This is a genomic window from Streptomyces sp. NBC_01723 (genome assembly GCF_036246005.1).
GTDB lineage: Bacteria > Actinomycetota > Actinomycetes > Streptomycetales > Streptomycetaceae > Streptomyces.
The window spans coordinates 6,634,091-6,650,234 of sequence record NZ_CP109171.1 but is presented as its reverse complement, the minus strand read 5'-3'; the positions used below and the strand labels follow the sequence as shown (position 1 = coordinate 6,650,234).

The 16,144-nt window shown below is 74.1% G+C and carries 15 protein-coding genes; 7 read left to right on the top strand and 8 right to left on the bottom strand.

Annotated elements, in window-relative coordinates; all coding sequences use genetic code 11:
- Positions 1–99: 99 nt before the first annotated feature.
- Genes OIE75_RS31280 through OIE75_RS31270 form a run of 3 tightly spaced genes read right to left on the bottom strand, consistent with a single transcriptional unit; the run spans position 100 to position 3,973 of the window.
- The gene (locus OIE75_RS31280; protein WP_329472937.1) at positions 100–2,484 is read right to left on the bottom strand and encodes a xanthine dehydrogenase family protein molybdopterin-binding subunit; all 2,385 of its coding nucleotides are present in this window, start codon (positions 2,482–2,484) and stop codon (positions 100–102) included.
- A 2-nt stretch (positions 2,485–2,486) separates the two neighbouring features.
- Positions 2,487–3,083, bottom strand: a complete 597-nt coding sequence (locus OIE75_RS31275) for a (2Fe-2S)-binding protein (RefSeq protein ID WP_307015836.1) — start codon at positions 3,081–3,083, stop codon at positions 2,487–2,489.
- Positions 3,083–3,973, bottom strand: a complete 891-nt coding sequence (locus tag OIE75_RS31270) for an FAD binding domain-containing protein (protein WP_329472936.1) — start codon at positions 3,971–3,973, stop codon at positions 3,083–3,085. Before OIE75_RS31270 ends, OIE75_RS31275 begins: the two co-directional genes overlap by 1 nt.
- 287 nt (positions 3,974–4,260) lie before the next feature.
- Here OIE75_RS31270 and OIE75_RS31265 point away from each other — a divergent pair, with 287 nt between their 5' ends.
- Together OIE75_RS31265 and OIE75_RS31260 are read left to right on the top strand one after the other, a co-directional pair.
- Complete coding sequence (locus OIE75_RS31265; protein ID WP_307015832.1) at positions 4,261–5,943, top strand: PucR family transcriptional regulator; 1,683 nt, start codon at positions 4,261–4,263, stop codon at positions 5,941–5,943.
- 161 nt (positions 5,944–6,104) lie between these two features.
- The gene (locus tag OIE75_RS31260; protein WP_329472935.1) at positions 6,105–6,893 is read left to right on the top strand and encodes a hypothetical protein; all 789 of its coding nucleotides are present in this window, start codon (positions 6,105–6,107) and stop codon (positions 6,891–6,893) included.
- A gap of 6 nt (positions 6,894–6,899) precedes the next feature.
- On the opposite strand, the gene OIE75_RS31255 is transcribed toward OIE75_RS31260, so the two are convergent.
- The 4 genes from OIE75_RS31255 to OIE75_RS31240 form a co-directional block, all read right to left on the bottom strand.
- Positions 6,900–7,544: an Rv1733c family protein gene (locus OIE75_RS31255; protein WP_329472934.1), complete on the bottom strand. Its 645-nt coding sequence runs from the start codon at positions 7,542–7,544 to the stop codon at positions 6,900–6,902.
- Positions 7,545–7,667: 123 nt separating this feature from the next.
- Positions 7,668–8,483, bottom strand: a complete 816-nt coding sequence (locus OIE75_RS31250; protein WP_307015828.1) for a rod shape-determining protein — start codon at positions 8,481–8,483, stop codon at positions 7,668–7,670.
- A complete protein-coding gene (locus OIE75_RS31245) occupies positions 8,480–8,851 on the bottom strand; it encodes a TraR/DksA family transcriptional regulator (protein ID WP_329472933.1) in 372 nt (123 codons plus the stop codon). The genes OIE75_RS31250 and OIE75_RS31245 overlap by 4 nt, the downstream gene beginning before the upstream one ends.
- Positions 8,852–8,891: 40 nt before the next feature.
- Entirely contained in the window at positions 8,892–9,218 is a 327-nt protein-coding gene (locus tag OIE75_RS31240; protein WP_307015826.1) for a TraR/DksA C4-type zinc finger protein, read from the bottom strand.
- Between the two features lie 380 nt (positions 9,219–9,598).
- Between OIE75_RS31240 and OIE75_RS31235 the strand changes: the two genes are divergently transcribed.
- From OIE75_RS31235 to secD, 4 genes are all read left to right on the top strand, one after another.
- Positions 9,599–10,552, top strand: a complete 954-nt coding sequence (locus OIE75_RS31235) for a HAMP domain-containing sensor histidine kinase (RefSeq protein WP_163016108.1) — start codon at positions 9,599–9,601, stop codon at positions 10,550–10,552.
- A 2-nt stretch (positions 10,553–10,554) separates the two neighbouring features.
- The gene (locus tag OIE75_RS31230) at positions 10,555–11,211 is read left to right on the top strand and encodes a response regulator (RefSeq protein ID WP_307015825.1); all 657 of its coding nucleotides are present in this window, start codon (positions 10,555–10,557) and stop codon (positions 11,209–11,211) included.
- A gap of 59 nt (positions 11,212–11,270) precedes the next feature.
- Positions 11,271–11,657, top strand: a complete 387-nt coding sequence (locus tag OIE75_RS31225) for a hypothetical protein (protein ID WP_307015824.1) — start codon at positions 11,271–11,273, stop codon at positions 11,655–11,657.
- Between the two features lie 82 nt (positions 11,658–11,739).
- The gene (secD, locus tag OIE75_RS31220; RefSeq protein WP_329472932.1) at positions 11,740–14,079 is read left to right on the top strand and encodes a protein translocase subunit SecD; all 2,340 of its coding nucleotides are present in this window, start codon (positions 11,740–11,742) and stop codon (positions 14,077–14,079) included.
- 30 nt (positions 14,080–14,109) lie between these two features.
- Here the strand turns inward: secD and OIE75_RS31215 are convergent, their stop codons facing one another.
- Positions 14,110–14,928, bottom strand: coding sequence for a GntR family transcriptional regulator (locus OIE75_RS31215; RefSeq protein ID WP_329472931.1), 819 nt, complete (start codon positions 14,926–14,928; stop codon positions 14,110–14,112).
- A 168-nt stretch (positions 14,929–15,096) separates the two neighbouring features.
- Here OIE75_RS31215 and OIE75_RS31210 point away from each other — a divergent pair, with 168 nt between their 5' ends.
- The gene (locus OIE75_RS31210; protein ID WP_329472930.1) at positions 15,097–15,942 is read left to right on the top strand and encodes a (2Fe-2S)-binding protein; all 846 of its coding nucleotides are present in this window, start codon (positions 15,097–15,099) and stop codon (positions 15,940–15,942) included.
- The last annotated feature ends 202 nt before the right edge of the window (positions 15,943–16,144 follow it).

Genomic DNA, 16,144 nt, shown 5'->3' with positions numbered 1-16,144 from the left:
AGGTTCAGGGGGTGTCGTCCGGATCCGGCCGGGATCGCGGGGTCGGTTCCATGGGCGCCGTTGCCTGGAGCCGGCCCGATCCGGACGACACCCCCTGCGTCACGCCGTGCCGGTGAGGTGTTCCGGCCGTACCGGCGTGCGGTCGAGCGCCAGCCCCGTCGCGTTCCGGATGGCCGCGAGGACCGCCGGGGTGGACGACAGGGTGGGGGCCTCGCCGATGCCGCGCAGCCCGTACGGCGCGTGGTCGTCGGCGAGTTCGAGCACGTCGACCGGGATCGTCGGCGTGTCGAGGATGGTGGGGAGCAGGTAGTCCGTGAAGGAGGGGTTCCTGACCTTCGCCGTCTTGGGGTCGACGACGATCTCCTCCATGATGGCGATGCCCAGCCCCTGGGTGGTGCCGCCCTGGATCTGGCCGATGACCGACAGCGGGTTGAGCGCCTTGCCGACGTCCTGCGCGCAGGCCAGTTCGATGACCTTGACCAGGCCGAGTTCGGTGTCGACCTCGACGACGGCGCGGTGTGCGGCGAAGGAGTACTGGACGTGGCCGTTGCCCTGGCCGGTGCGCAGGTCGAAGGGCTCGGTCGGCCGGTGCCGCCACTCCTCCTCGACCTCGACGGCCTCGCCCTCCAGGACGTCGACCAGGTCGCCGAGGACCTCGCCGCCGTCGGTGACGACCTTGCCGCCCTCCAGCAGGAGTTCCGCGGTGGCCCAGGCGGGGTGGTAGGAGCCGAACTTGCGGCGCCCGATCTCCAGGACCTTCTCGCGCACCAGCTCGCAGGCGTTCTTCACGGCGCCGCCGGTGACGTACGTCTGCCGGGAGGCCGAGGTGGAGCCGGCCGAGCCGACCTGGGTGTCGGCCGGGTGGATGGTGACCTGGGTGACGCCCAGCTCGGTGCGGGCGATCTGCGCGTGGACGGTGACGCCGCCCTGGCCGACCTCCGCCATGGCGGTGTGCACGGTGGCCACCGGCTCGCCGCCGATGACCTCCATGCGGACCTTGGCGGTGGAGTAGTCGTCGAAGCCCTCGGAGAAGCCGACGTTCTTGATGCCGACCGCGTAGCCGACGCCGCGGACGACGCCCTCGCCGTGCGTGGTGTTGGACAGACCGCCGGGCAGCTGCCGTACGTCGGCGCCCTCGCTGGACTCCCACTGGCGCTCCGGCGGCATCGGCATCGCCTTGACGCGGCGCAGCAGTTCGGCGACCGGCGCCGGGGAGTCGACCGGCTGGCCGGTGGGCATGATGGTGCCCTGCTCCATGGCGTTGATCCGGCGGAACTCCACCGGGTCCATGCCGAGTTCCTTGGCGACCTTGTCCATCTGCGCCTCGTAGGCGAAGCACGCCTGGACCGCGCCGAAGCCGCGCATGGCGCCGCAGGGCGGGTTGTTGGAGTAGAGGGCGATGGCCTCGATGTCCACGTCGTCGATCACGTAGGGGCCGACGGCGAGCGAGGAGGCGTTGCCGACGACCGCCGGGGAGGCGGAGGCGTAGGCGCCGCCGTCCAGGACGATGCGGCACTTGAGGTGGGTGAGCTTGCCGTCCTTGGTGGCGCCGTGCTCGTAGAACAGGCGGGCCGGGTGGCGGTGCACGTGGCCGAAGAAGGACTCGAAGCGGTTGTAGACGATCTTGACCGGCTTGCCGGTGCGCATCGCCAGCAGGCAGGCGTGGATCTGCATCGACAGGTCCTCGCGCCCGCCGAAGGCGCCGCCGACGCCGGAGAGCGTCATGCGCACCTTGTCCTCGGGCAGGCCGAGGACCGGGGCGATCTGCTTCAGGTCGGAGTGCAGCCACTGGGTGGCGACGTACAGCTCGACGCCGCCGTCCCCGGAGGGCACCGCGAGGCCGGACTCGGGGCCGAGGAAGGCCTGGTCCTGCATGCCGAAGTAGTACTCGCCCTTGACGATCACGTCGGCGCGCGCGGCGGCCGCGTCGGCGTCGCCGCGGACGATCGGCTGGCGGTGCACGATGTTGGGGTGCGGGACGTGGCCGATGTGGTGGTCGTCGCGGCCCTCGTGGACGAGGATCGCGTCCGGCGCCGTCGCGGAGGCCTCGTCGGTGATGACGGGCAGTTCGCGGTACTCCACCTTGATCTTGGCGGCGGCGCGGCGCGCGGTCTCCGGGTGGTCGGCGGCGACGATGGCGACCGGCTCGCCGTGGTGGCGGACCTTGCCGTGGGCGAGGACGGGGGTGTCCTGGATCTCCAGGCCGTAGTTGCGTACCTCGGTGGGCAGGTCGTCGTACGTCATGACGGCGTAGACGCCGGCCATCGCGAGGGCCTCGCCGGTGTCGATGGAGACGATCTCGGCGTGCGCGACGGTGGAGCGCAGGATCTGGCCCCAGAGCATGTCCTCGTGCCACATGTCGGACGAGTACGCGAACTCGCCGGTGACCTTGAGGGTGCCGTCCGGGCGGAGCGTGGACTCGCCGATGCCGCCCTTGGTCTGGGAACCCTGGGTGATTTTGGTGGGTGCGCCGGTGGCAGCCATGTTCAGACCCCCTCGGACTGACGGGCCGCGGCCAGGCGGACCGCGTCCATGATCTTCTCGTAGCCCGTGCAGCGGCACAGGTTGCCCGACAGCGCCTCACGGATGTCCGCGTCGGACGGGTTCGGGTTGCGCTCCAGCATCTCGTCGGCGGCGACCAGCAGTCCGGGCGTGCAGAAGCCGCACTGGACGGCGCCGGCGTCGATGAACGCCTGCTGGATCGGGGCCAGTTCGGTGCCCTCGCCGGTCTGCGAGTCGGTGCCGCCGGCCTGCCAGCGCTTGGCCTGGTCGAGGGTGGTGCCCTTGCCGGCGTCGCTTCCGCAGGCGCCGGTCGCGCAGCCCTCGGCACGGTCCTTGGCGAACTCCGCCAGGCCCTCGACGGTGACGATCTCGCGGCCCTGCGCCTGGCCGGCCGCGACCAGGCAGGAGCAGACCGGCACGCCGTCGAGGCGGACCGTGCAGGAGCCGCACTCGCCCTGCTCGCAGGCGTTCTTGGAGCCGGGCAGGCCCATCCGCTCGCGCAGCACGTACAGCAGGGACTCGCCCTCCCACACGTCGTCGGCTTCCTGCGGACGTCCGTTGACAGTGAAGTTGACGCGCATTACGCAGCTCCCTCCGTGGCGTTGCGGGGGCCGCGGTACGACTCCCAGGTCCAGGTCAGCGTCCGGCGGGCCATGACGCCGACGGCGTGGCGGCGGTAGTTCGCGGTGCCGCGGACGTCGTCGATCGGGTTGCAGGCGGCGGAGCACAGCTGCGCGAACTGCTTGGCGACCGACGGGGTGATGATCTTTCCGCTGTCCCAGAAGCCGCCCTCCTCGAGCGCCGCGTTCAGGAACTCCTCGGCCGCCTTGGCCCGCACGGGGGTGGGGGCGGCCGAGCCGATGCCGGTGCGCACGGTGCGGGTCCCGGGGTGCAGGGCGAGGCCGAAGGCGCACACGGCGATGACCATGGCGTTGCGGGTGCCGACCTTCGAGAACTGCTGGGGTCCGTCGGCCTTCTTCACGTGCACGGCGCGGATCAGCTCGTCGGGCTCCAGGGCGTTGCGCTTGACGCCCGTGTAGAACTGGTCGATCGGGATCAGGCGCCTGCCGCGCACCGACTCGGCCTCGACCTCGGCGCCGGCGGCGAGCAGCGCCGGGTGGGCGTCGCCGGCCGGGGATGCGGTGCCGAGGTTCCCGCCCACGCCGCCGCGGTTACGGATCTGCGGGGAGGCGACCGTGTGCGAGGCGAGGGCGAGGCCCGGCAGCTCGGCGCGCAGGTCCTCCATGATCCTGGTGTAGGGCACGGAGGCGCCGAGCCGTACGGAGTCCTCGCCGACCTCCCATTCGAGGAGGTCGCCGATGCGGTTGAGGTCCATGAGGTACTCGGGCCGGCGGTGGTCGAAGTTGATCTCGACCATCACGTCGGTGCCACCCGCGATCGGCACAGCGGTGGGGTGCTCGGCCTTGGCGGCGAGCGCCTCCTCCCAGCTGGCGGGGCGAAGGAAGTCCATGACCGGCTCTCTTCTTCGTCTACTTGTGGGGCGTACAGATTGAGCCAATCCGTGTGCGGCGGGCCCGGCTCGTTCATGTGCTGTTCACGTGGATTGGCCTCAGTACACCGCCCTGTGCTCCACCGGGGTCAGTCGCAGAAACCATGAAGGAGTTGGCTGGCCAGGGCAGGCATCTTGTAGATTCGTATGAAAGGAGGTCCTCAGTAACCTCCTCGTTTTCCTCCGGAACCGCGCGCCACAGCCGCGTGACCTGGAACACTTCGAGACAAAGATCGGCGGCGACGAGAATGCGGCTGCGCGCACTGCTGGACACCGACGCGCTGGGCCTCGAGCTGCTCGGCGGCGAGGACGAGCTGGACCGATCGGTCCGCGGCGTGATGACCACCGACCTGCGGGACCCCAGCCGGTACCTCTCGGGCGGTGAACTGGTGCTGACCGGCCTGGCCTGGCGCCGGGACGCCGACGATTCCGAGCCTTTCGTGCGTCTCCTGGTGCAGTCCGGCGTGAGCGCCCTGGCCGCCGGCGAGGCGGAGCTGGGGAGCGTGCCGGAGGACCTGGTGCTGGCCTGCGTGCGGCACCGGCTGCCGCTGTTCGCGGTGCACGAGTCGGTGGCCTTCGCGACCATCACCGAGCACGTCGTCCGGCAGGTCTCGGGCGAGCGGGCCGGTGACCTCGCGGCCGTGGTGGACCGGCACCGCCGGATGATGACCTCGGGACCCGCGGGCGGCGGCCCCGACGTGGTCCTCGACCTGCTCGGCTCCGACCTGGACCTGCGGGCCTGGGTGCTGTCGCCGACCGGGCGGCCGGTCGCGGGCTCGAAGGCGGCGGGCCCCGCGCTGCCCACCGAGGTGTGCGCGCGGCTGGCGGCGGAGCACCTGGCGGCCACCCGCGCGGGGCGGCGCGCACCGCACCGGGTGCCGGTGGCGGGCAGCACGTACAGCGTCTTCCCGGTGCGGGCCGGCGCCCGCGCGCCGCAGGCGGCGGGTGTGTCCCGGGAGGTGCGGGAGACGGTGCTGACGGACTGGCTCCTCGTGGTGGAGGCCGACGCCGGGGAGTGGGCCGAGGAGCGGCTCGACCTGCTGTACGGGGTCACGCAGCTGATCGCGGTCGAGCGGGACCGGCGGGACGCGGCCCGCACGGTGCGGCGTCGGCTGGCGCAGGAGGTCCTGGAGCTGGTGCAGACGGGCGCCGCGCCCGCCGAGATCGCGGCCCGGCTGCGGGTGGCGGCGCCGGTGCTGCTGCCCGGCCTCGGCGCCGCCCCGCACTGGCAGGTCGTGGTGGCCCGCGTCGAGTGGGAGGACGGCGCGACGGAGACCGGCCCGGTCGCCCAGTCGCTGCTGGAGGAGATCCTCGTCGACCCGCATGCCACGGGCCCCGAGCACTCCGACCGCATCGCCGTGGCGCACACCGGTGACGAGGCCGTGGCCCTCGTACCGCTGCCGGCGGTCTCCACCGAGCACGACGGCTCCGAGACCGGCGTCCTCGCGGACGCGCTGCTGGAGTCCGTACGGGAACCGCTGGCCGCGGGCCTGGACGGGGACGGGCGGGTCACCCTCGGCGTCAGCGCGGCCGTGCACTCGGCGGAGGGGCTGCGCGGGGCGCTGGAGGAGGCCCGGCACGCGCGGCGGGTGGCCGCGGCGCGGCCCGGCCGGGTCTGCGCGGCGGGTCACCAGGAACTGGCCTCGCACGTACTGCTGCTCCCCTTCGTCCCCGACGACGTCCGGCGCGCCTTCACCGCGCGGCTGCTCGACCCGCTGCGCGACTACGACCGCCGCCACCGCGCCGAGCTGATCCCGACGCTGGAGGCGTTCCTCGACAGCGACGGCTCCTGGACACGCTGCGCGAACCGGCTCCACCTGCACGTCAACACGCTGCGCTACCGCGTCGGGCGGATCGAGCAGTTGACGGGACGTGACCTGTCGCGCCTGGAGGACAAGCTGGATTTCTTCCTCGCACTGCGGATGAGCTGAGGCGCGGGCGCTTCCGGGCCCGGGACATCCCCAAACCTCGGGCGCGGGAAGTCCCACGACTTTGTGAAATCTTTCACCCATCCCCTTGGCCGGGCCGCCGGATCCGTGCTGAGATGCGGCCACCACTCGAGAGCTCGATGGCGTGCTAAGGGGAGGGCGACGTGGCGCATTCCGCCATGGCTGGTTCTGGTTGGGGAACGACCGAGGGTGACGATCCGCTCCAGACCGCGGTGTGGCGGTTGCGCTCGCGCGCCTGTTGGGCCGACGCGGCGGCCCTGTTGGAGCCGGTCACCGCGGCCACCGCCCTGCAGCGGACCGCGCTGCTGGTGGAGCGGTGCCTGTACACCGAGCAGGGCTGGGCGGAGGCCGAGGACGCGCTGCGCACCGCGGAGGCACTGGCCCACAACGACGACGAGCGCGGGGCCGCCGCCTGTGAACGCGGGCAACTCGCCTACGCGGCCACCGTGCACCAGGTGCGCGACCGGGCCGACGAGGCGCGGGCCGCGCTGGGGCGGGCGGCGGCACTCATCGCGCCGGGGGCCGGCGGGCGGGCGCTGCTGGACTTCCGGCGCGGACTGGTCGCGGAGAACCTGAGCCGCTCACCGCAGTCCGCCCGCGCCGCGTACCGGCGCGCGCACGCCGGGGCGACCGCGCACGGGCAGCCGCTGCTGCTGTCCTTCACCTGGCGGCATCTGGCCGGACTCGCCCTGCGGGAGGGCGAGTTGGCCGAGGCGCGGCACGGCTTCGCCGAGTCCCTGCGGATCCGTGAGGAGCTGGGGTACCTCGTCGGCACGGCGCCCGCGCTGGCGTCCCTCGCGGACGCGGAGACCGAACCGGAGGCGTCCCGGCTCCGGGAGGAGGCCCGACGGCTGTTCCGGCTGCTGGGCGGCGTACCGACCTGGCTGGCCCAGCAACTCGCCCCGCCGGCCCCGGACGCGGCGACGGCCTGACGCCTCTCACGGATACCTGCTCCAGCGCGGGGCGGTGGCGGCCCACGCGGCGTCCCAGGCGGCGAGGTCGCGGCGCCACAGGACGAGCCCGGCGACGCCGTGGGCGGCGAGACCCGTGAGGACGACGCCGAGGAAGGCCAGGATGGCCCAGCCCATCGTGCGGCTGCGCAGCTGCTCCGTGCTGAGCGGGGGTTCGGTGATGCCGCCCGCCGGGTCGACCCAGACGAGCACGGTGCTGCCCGCGGTCCTGCCCGGCTCGACGTCCGTGCGCCCGGTCCGCGACGTCCCGTCCGGACCGGTGAAACGGACCTCGACCGGATACCGGGCGTGCCTCGCCTCGTCGGACCCCGGTTCCGGATGCCGTGGGGCGTCCCGGACGAGGACGGCGGGGCGTTGGTCCCGGGACGCGGCCTCGTGGGCGGCGACGCTCCGGTAGTGCCGGTGGGCCGCGTCGCCGACGGTGAACATCGCCGCCGGGGCCGTCACCAGGACGCCGAGCACCAGCCCGAGCGCGAGCCGGGTCCGCAGCCGGTCGGTGCGGCGACGCAAGGGGTTTTGGCGCCACCGCCGCAGGAGAGGCGGGCGCGACCCTGCGGGACGGGGGCCGGGAACGCCCGGTGGTGGCTGGGCGGGTGGGATCTCACCGGCCACGGTGTGCCTCCTTCCCGGCTCATGGCAGCCGGAACGGGGCCGTAGGCGCCGGACGCGGCGCCTACGGCAAAGGGGGTGCCTCGAAGGGCGGGACGTTCCCGTGCGCCGGGTGCCGCCACCGGTTCAGTCGGTGCGGTCCCCCGGCGGGCCGGTCTCCGTGGGCCGGGGACGGGAGCGCGGGGCCTCCAGGAGCCGCGCGGCGCCGCGGACGGCCGCCGTGTGCGGGGCCGGCACGGTGCGCAGGGCCGTGTACGCGAGGTGGCGGGTGATGTCGGGGCGCAGGGCGCCGCCGCCCGCGAGCAGCGGCCCCCGGTCGAGCGCGTCGGCGGTGAGGGACGTGCGGTCCTGCCGCAGCATCGACGCCGTCATGTGGGCCACCGCCTCGGCGATGCGCGGGGCCGGGGTCGCGTCGTCGACGTCCGCGGTGCCCAGCGCGGTGCGGCGCGCGTCGAAGACGGCGCCGTCGACCAGGAGCACCACCTCGGTGAGGTGCGCGCCGAGGTCCAGCACCAGCAGCGGGGCGGACAGGTCCGCGCCCGCCGCGAGGGCCACCGCACGCGCGGCGGGGACGGTGACCACACCGCGCGGCCGCAACACCTCGACGGCCGTGCGGGCCGCGTTCCGGTAGGCGTACCCGTCCAGCACCGGCGCGGTCAGCACGACCAGCGGCCGGGTGAGGCGGGGCAGGCGGTGGCCGAGCAGCCGGTCGAGCATCCGCGCCGTGCCCCCCACGTCGACGATGGCGCCGCGCTGGACGGGGTACACCGCACCGGCGCCGGGGAAGGTCACCGTCGGCACGTCGAGGATCAGGCCGCGCCCGACGGCCCAGGCGCGGGTGCGGGCGCTGCCCAGGTCGAGGGCGACGGCGGGGCACCGGCGGCCCGGCCGCCACGGAAGGTGACGGCCGAGGACGGCACGCCGCGGCCGGAGCGCGGTCATCGTCCGGCCTCCCGCACCTGCCGGCAGCGGGCGCAGTAGCGGGCCTGCGGCACGATCATCAGGTGCGCGCGGTCGATGGGCCGCCGGCACAGGTGGCAGTGGCCGTAGCTGCCCTCCGCCAGGCGCCGCAGCGCCGCCTCCACGTCGGCGAGGACCATGCGCGCGGAGGCCGCGAGCTCGGTCCGCACCTCGGTCCGGGCGGCCGAGGCGCGCGGGTCCGAGTCGTCGGCGCGGGGCGGCGCGGCGGAGAGCTGCCGCACCTGTTCCTCGCGGAAGAGCCGCTGCTCGTGGAGGTTGTCCAGGAGCGCGGCGAGGTCTTCGGGCGACAGCCGCGCGTCGCGGCGGCCGGTGATCTGTGTGTTCACCACTTCACCCCTCGGGCAGGGCGGGAGACGGGGACCGACGTGGTCAGGCGGCGGCACGGCGCTGGCAGGCGACGCAGTACCGCGTATAGGGGAGGATCTCCAGGCGCTCCCCCGGCACGGGCTTGCCGCAGCCCAGGCAGGCGCCGTAGGTCCCGTCGTCGACGCGGGCGAAGGCCGCCTCGATCTCCTTGAGGACCCGTCCGATGGCGTCCTGCTGCGCGGCGATGAGCCGGCCGTCCGCCTGGCCGCTCTCGTCGAGGGCCCGGAGCTGGGTCATCCGGGTGGCGCGGGCGTGTTCGAGACGTTGGCGCGCCTCGTGGGCGGTCAGCCGCTCGGGGCGGGGTTCGGTGCGGGGGGCGTCGAGCGACACGGTGTTTCCCTCTCTCGGAACTCCGGGAACCCGCGGGACCCCGGGACTCTCGGAAGTCCTGGCGTGCCGCGGGTACGGCGATCGCCGGGCCGTTCGGACCCGGTCATCCCCAACCATGGCCGCACCGCGGGCGGAAACCCATCGGTCGCAGACCCCATTCCGGCGGGGACGCGGGATCCACTCGGCGGTGGGGGCCGGCGGCCGTATGGGTGCGCGGCCGGCGGGGAAATGGGGGTCGGACCCCATCGACCCGCGGCGACGGACGGGGGAAGCTGGTCGCTTGCGCGGTCGCGACCTGGGCCGCAGCTCTCCCGAGGGTGCGCGATGACCGACAGTGGAGGCGTACCCGTCGGAGCGTCGCAGAAGGAGGCGTACCCCCGGTGTCCCTGTTCTGGCGGATCTTCGGGCTCAACGCGGTGGTGCTGGGCTTCGCCACGGCACTGCTGCTGTGGGCTCCGGTGACCGTCTCCGTCCCGGTCCTGCTGACCGAGGCCGTCATCCTGGTGGGCGGCCTGGCCGTGATGCTGGTGGCCAACGGCGCCCTGCTGCGCTGGGGCCTGGCCCCGCTGGACCGGCTGACGAAGCTGATGACCACGGTGGACCTGCTCCGCCCCGGGCAGCGGCTGCCGGTCTCCGGCGGCGGCGAGGTGCCCGAGCTGATCCGCACCTTCAACGCGATGCTCGACCGGCTGGAGCACGAGCGGGCCACGAGCACCGCCCGGGTGCTGCTCGCCCAGGAGGCGGAGCGGCGGCGGATCGCCCAGGAGCTGCACGACGAGGTCGGGCAGAGCATGACCGCGATCCTGCTGGTCCTGGGCCGCGCGGCGGACGACGCCCACGAGCCCCTGCGCGAGGAGCTGCAGCAGGCTCAGGAGATCACCCGGGAGAGCCTCGACGAGGTACGGCGCCTGGTGCGCCGACTGCGGCCCGGCGTGCTGGACGACCTGGGCCTGATCAGCGCGCTGTCCTCGCTGACGCATGACTTCGCCGCCCACACCGGTCTGCGGGTGGTGCGGCGCTTCGACGCGGACCTGCCCGCCCTGGACCCGGAGACCGAGCTGGTCCTCTACCGCGTGGCGCAGGAGAGCATGACCAACACCGCCCGGCACGCGGACGCCGAGCGGCTGGAGGTGAGCCTCTCCCCCGCCGACGGCGCGGTGACCCTCACCATCGCCGACGACGGCCGCGGCATGGAGGCGGCGTGCGAGGGCGCCGGAATCCGCGGCATGCGCGAACGGGCCCTGCTGATCGGGGCCGCCCTCGACATCACCTCGGCGCCGGAGGCCGGCACCCGGATCCGGCTCACCGCACCCGTCCCCAGGAAGCAGCCCTGACCATGTCCGACCCGAAGATCCGCATCCTGCTCGCCGACGACCACGCGCTGGTACGCCGCGGTGTGCGCCTCATCCTCGACCGGGAGCCGGACCTGGAGGTGGTCGCCGAGGCCGGGGACGGCGCGGAGGCCATCGACATGGCGCGCGCCCACGACGCCGACCTCGCGGTCCTGGACATCGCCATGCCCCGCCTCACCGGCCTTCAGGCCGCCCGCGAGCTGTCCGCGCTCCGGCCGGAGCTGCGCATCCTGATGCTCACGATGCACGACAACGAGCAGTACCTGTTCCAGGCGCTGAAGTCGGGGGCCTGCGGATACGTGCTCAAGTCGGTCGCCGACCGCGACCTGGTCGCCGCCTGCCGCGCCGCGATGCGCGACGAGCCCTTCCTGTACCCGGGCGCCGTGACCGCCCTGATCCGCAACTACCTGGACCGGGTCCGGCACGGCGAGGAGAACGCCGACCACGTCGTCACCCCGCGCGAGGAGGAGGTCCTCAAGCTCGTCGCCGAGGGCCACTCCTCGAAGGAGATCGCCGAGATCCTCTTCATCAGCGTCAAGACCGTCCAGCGGCACCGGGCCAACCTGCTGCACAAGCTGGGCCTGCGCGACCGCCTGGACCTGACCCGGTACGCCATCCGCGCCGGCCTCATCGAGCCCTGACAGCCCCCTGAGCCCCGGGCTCCCCAGGCCCAGCCACCCACAACGAAAGAGGACGGTGCATGCGCCGGCGGCTCGCGACCGTACTGACCGTCCTGCTCGGTGTCCTGCTGCCGCTGGTCCCCGCCTGGCCCGCCGTCGGCGGCCACGGCGGTCCCGGTGGCCCCCTCGCGGCGGCCGCCGCGACGGCACTGCCGCACCCCGCCCCGGACCTGCACGCGGACGACGGGTGTACTCCGGCCTGCGCCGCCCAGCCCCGGGCCCGGCACGACCAACCGGGCGAGGGCCCGACGGCACCGGACCACCGGGCGACCGCCACCGCGCACGGCGCCGGCGCTGCCCCCGGGGCACACGCACGGACCGCGGCAGCGCCCGGTCCGGCGCCGGTCTCCCCCGGCCGCCGGAGCCATGACAGCGGTCGGGCACCGCCCCTCTCCTCCGGCCCGTGAGCCGCCTCGCCCCCGACCTTTCCCCTTCTTCCGCCGCGGCCGCGCTCGGCCGCCGCCGCGGCGTGCCCGCCGGAGGCCCGTGTTGAAACGCTCCCGTCCCCCTTCCCGCCCTCGTACGCGCTCGCGGTCCCGTTCCCTGAACGTCCGCGCGCTCGTCGCACTCGCCGTGATGGCCGCGTCCGTGGCCATCACCCTGACCCTGCCGATCCGCCTCGGGCTCGACCTGCGCGGCGGCACCCAGATCGTGCTGGAGACCAAGTCCACCGAGACCACCGAGGCCGACCGGGAGGCCACCGACCGCACCGTGGAGGTGCTGCGCGGCCGCATCGACGCCCTCGGTGTCGCCGAACCGACCATCGTCCGCTCCGGCGAGAACCGCGTCGTCGTCGAGCTGCCGGGCGTACAGGACCCGAAGCGGGCCGCCGACGTGCTGGGCCGCACCGCGCAGCTCACCGTCCACCCGGTGCTCGGCGCGGCGGAGAACGCCACGGACGCCGAGGACGGCGAGCGGGTGGTGCCGGACGAGTCCGGACAGTACCTGCGGCTGAAGGACGCCGCGCTGACCGGGCAGGACGTCAAGGGCGCCGACGCCCGCTTCGACCAGCAGAGCGGCGCGGGCTGGCACGTCACCGTCGACTTCAAGGACGCCGGCGGCGACCGCTGGGCCCAGGTGACGGGTGAGGCGGCCTGCCACCCGGCCGGCGACGCACAGCGCCGGGTCGCCATCGTGCTCGACAACAAGATCATCTCCTCGCCGCAGGTCGACCCCTCCGTGGCCTGCGGCGCGGGCATCACCGGCGGCTCCACGCAGATCACCAGCTCGTTCGACGACGCGGAGGCCCGCGAACTGGCCCTGCTCGTCAAGGGTGGCGCCCTGCCCGTACCGGTCGAGACCATCGAGCAGCGCACCATCGGCGCGACCCTGGGCGACGAGGCCATCTCGGCCGGCGCCTGGGCCGCCGTCGTCGGCACCGCGCTGACCGCGCTGTTCATCATCGTCGTCTACCGGCTCATGGGCGCCCTGGCGACCGTGGCCCTGCTCTGCTACGGCCTGATCTCCTACGCCGCCCTGGCCGCGGTCGGCGCGACCCTCACCCTGCCCGGCCTGGCCGGCTTCGTCCTGTCGATCGGCATGGCGGTGGACGCCAACGTCCTCGTCTTCGAACGGGCCCGCGAGGAACAGGCCGCCCGTAACCGTCCGAGCACGCGGTCGGCGCTGACCGCCGGTTTCCGCAGCGCCTTCAGCGCGATCGCCGACTCCAACATCACCACGCTGATCGCCGCCGCCCTGCTGTTCTTCCTGGCCTCCGGCCCGGTGAAGGGCTTCGGCGTCACCCTCGGGATCGGTGTGCTGGCCTCCATGGTCAGCGCGCTGGTGATCACCCGCGTGCTGGCCGAGTTCGCCGCGGGCCGCCCGGCCGTCCTCCGCCGCCCGCGCGTCACCGGCATCTCCTCCACCGGTCCGGTCCGGGACGTCCTGCTGCGCCGCGACCCGTTCCTGATGCGCCGCCCGCGCCGCTGGCTGGCGGCCTCCCTGGTCGTCCTCGTGGTGGCGGGCTCCGGCATCCTGGTGCGGGGCCTGGACTTCGGCATCGAGTTCACCGGCGGGCGGCTCGTCGAGTACTCCACCGCCACCCGGGTCGATCTCGACCGGGCCCGCGACGCCCTCGCCGACGCGGGCTTCCCGCGCGCCGTCGTCCAGTCCTCCGGCGACAGCGACCTCACGGTGCGCACGGAGGAACTGACCGACGCCGAGGCGGCGACCGTCACCCGGACCGTCGCCGATCTGGGCGGCGGGGCGGAGAGGGTCCGCGACGAGCTGATCGGCCCGAGCCTCGGCGAGGAGCTGCGCCGGGACGCCCTGATCGCCCTCGGCCTGGCCCTGGCCGCCCAGCTGGCGTACCTCGCGGCCCGGTTCCGTCTGCTGTTCGGCACGGCGGCGGTCGGCGCGCTCGCCCACGACGTGGTCGTCCTGGTAGGTGTGTTCGCCTGGCTGGGCAAGCCGGTGGACGGGGTGTTCCTGGCCGCGCTGCTGACCGTGATCGGCTACTCGGTCAACGACTCGGTGGTCCTCTTCGACCGCGTCCGGGAGCTGCTGGGCCGCGAGCGGAAGACACCGTTCGACCGGCTCACCAACGACGCGATCCTGCAGACCCTCCCGCGCACGGTCAACACGGGCATGGGCGCGGTCCTCATCCTCGCCTCGCTGGCGGTCCTCGCCGACGGCTCGCTCACCGACTTCGCGCTCGCGCTGCTGATCGGCGTGGCGGTCGGCACGTACTCGTCGGTCTTCACCGCCTCCCCGCTGGCCATCGAGCTGCACGGCCGCGACGCGGGGTCCCGCTCCGGAAGGTCCGGGAAACCGGGGAACAGCGGCAAGCGGGTACCGGCCGGCCGCACGGAACGGCAGGAGGTCCCGTAACGGGCGGGGGTCTGCCTCGGGTGCCCGCGCTCAGCGGGCCCCGGTGAAGTGCTCCCCCACCAGGGTCCGCACCAGCTCCTGGTCGCCGGCGATCAGCGCGTCCAGCAGGGCCGTGTGCTGGTGCGCGTCGGCGATCAGGTCGGCCCGGCCGCGTGCCGCGGGGATGCCGGCCGGCGGCCACTGGGCGCGGCGGTGCAGGTCGCCGGCGATGTGCACGAGCTGGTCGTTGCCGGCCAGCGCGAGCACGGCGCGGTGGAAGGCGCGGTCGGCCTCGGCGTAGGTGGCCGGGCAGCCGGCGGACGCGGCCCGGACGGCGGCCTCGGCGAGGGGGCGCAGCTCCGCCCAGCGCTCGGCGGGCACCGTGCGGGCCAGACGCAGCCAGACCGGGACCTCGATCAGCGCCCGGACCTCGGCCAGCTCGGCCAGTTCGCGGTCGCCGCGCTCGACGACGCGGAAGCCCCGGTTGGGGACGACCTCGACGGCGCCCTCCAGGGCGAGCTGCTGCATGGCCTCCCGTACGGGGGTGGCCGAGACTCCGAACCGTTCGCCGAGCGCGGGCCCCGAGTAGACCTCGCCGGGCCGCAGCTCGCCGGTGACCAGCGCGGTGCGCAGGGCGTCGAGGATCTGCCCGCGTACGGAGGAGCGCTGGACGAGGGGGCGCGGGCGGGGCGGCGGGGGTTCGCCGTGGGTGTGCTCGCCGCGCGCGGTGGCGACCGGTTCTGCGGCGCCGCGCGTCCTGGCCCGGTCCGCGTTCCCCGTCCGGTCCACGTCCGCGACCCGCGGCTGGGCGGGCACCCGCACCTGGGCGGCGGCCTCCGCCTCAGGGGCACCCTGCGCGCTGGGCCTCACGGGTCCTCCTGTGGGACGTGTCGGTACTTGGGGTCATTACGGCGGGTTGTCACCTGTCCGTCAAGCACCATAAGGGCAGGGGCCGTCAGTTCAAACCCCAGACATCTTGGGTAAGGTAAGGCTTACCTTTAAGCAGCCCGTTCTTCCGGTTCGGATCGGTGGTCCCGCATGCCTGTCGCCCGCACGGCCCTCACGGACGCCTACGCGCGCCTGTCGGCGGCCCTTCCGGGACTGGGCGTCACCGAGCTGGACGCCGACGGCGAGGTCCCGCGGGGCGGCGGCTGGGTCAGCGGCGACGCGCTCGCCGCGGGCGGGGCGGAGCTGGCGAACTTCCTCGCGTGGGACGAGGCGCAGGTGCTGCGGGACTACGGGCAGCGGGCCCGCCCGGACGTGATCGCGAGCTTCGGACTGCACCGGTACGCGTGGCCCGCCTGCCTGCTGATCACCGTGCCGTGGTTCCTGCACCGCAGGGTGCCCCGCTACCCCGCGGCCCACGTCGCCTACGACCGCACCGCCGAAGGTCTCCCGCTGGGCCGCATGGCGGTGCGCGGCGCGGGCTTCGCCTGTCTGCCCGGGGACCCGGCCGCCGCGCTGCCCGGCGCCCGGGTGGTCGCCGACGAGGAGGCGCTGCGCGCCGAGGTGCGAGCCTCGGTCGCCGAGCACCTGGAGCCGGTCCTGGCCGGATTCGGCCCCCGCATGCGGCGGCGCGGACGCGCCCTGTGGGGCATGGCGACCGACGAGGTCGTGGAGGGCCTGTGGTACGTCGCCCACCTGCTGGGCGAGCAGGAGCGGGCGCGGCACGAGCTGGAACTGCTGCTGCCGGGCGCGACCAAGCCCTACGTCGATGACGCGGCCTTCCGCGAACTGAAGGGGCCGGACGGCGAACCGCTGCACACCCGGGACCGGGCGAGCTGCTGCATGTTCTACACCCTGCGCCCCGAGGACACCTGCGCCACCTGCCCGCGCACCTGCGACGCGGACCGCGTGAACAAGCTGCTCGCCACGGCGGGTTGAGCGGTACCCCGCACCCTCCCCTCCAAGATCGTCGGCTAGGATCCCGACGTCGATTCACCACTCCCCCACGCGTCGCGGCAGGTTTCCGCCGAACCACTCGTACGGGTAGTCTTATTCGAACTCAACTCCCGCCCCTCATGCGGCAGTTCGAGCAGAACGTCGCCCTGGGCACCCCCTCGCACTCCCTTGGCGGCCTCTTGCC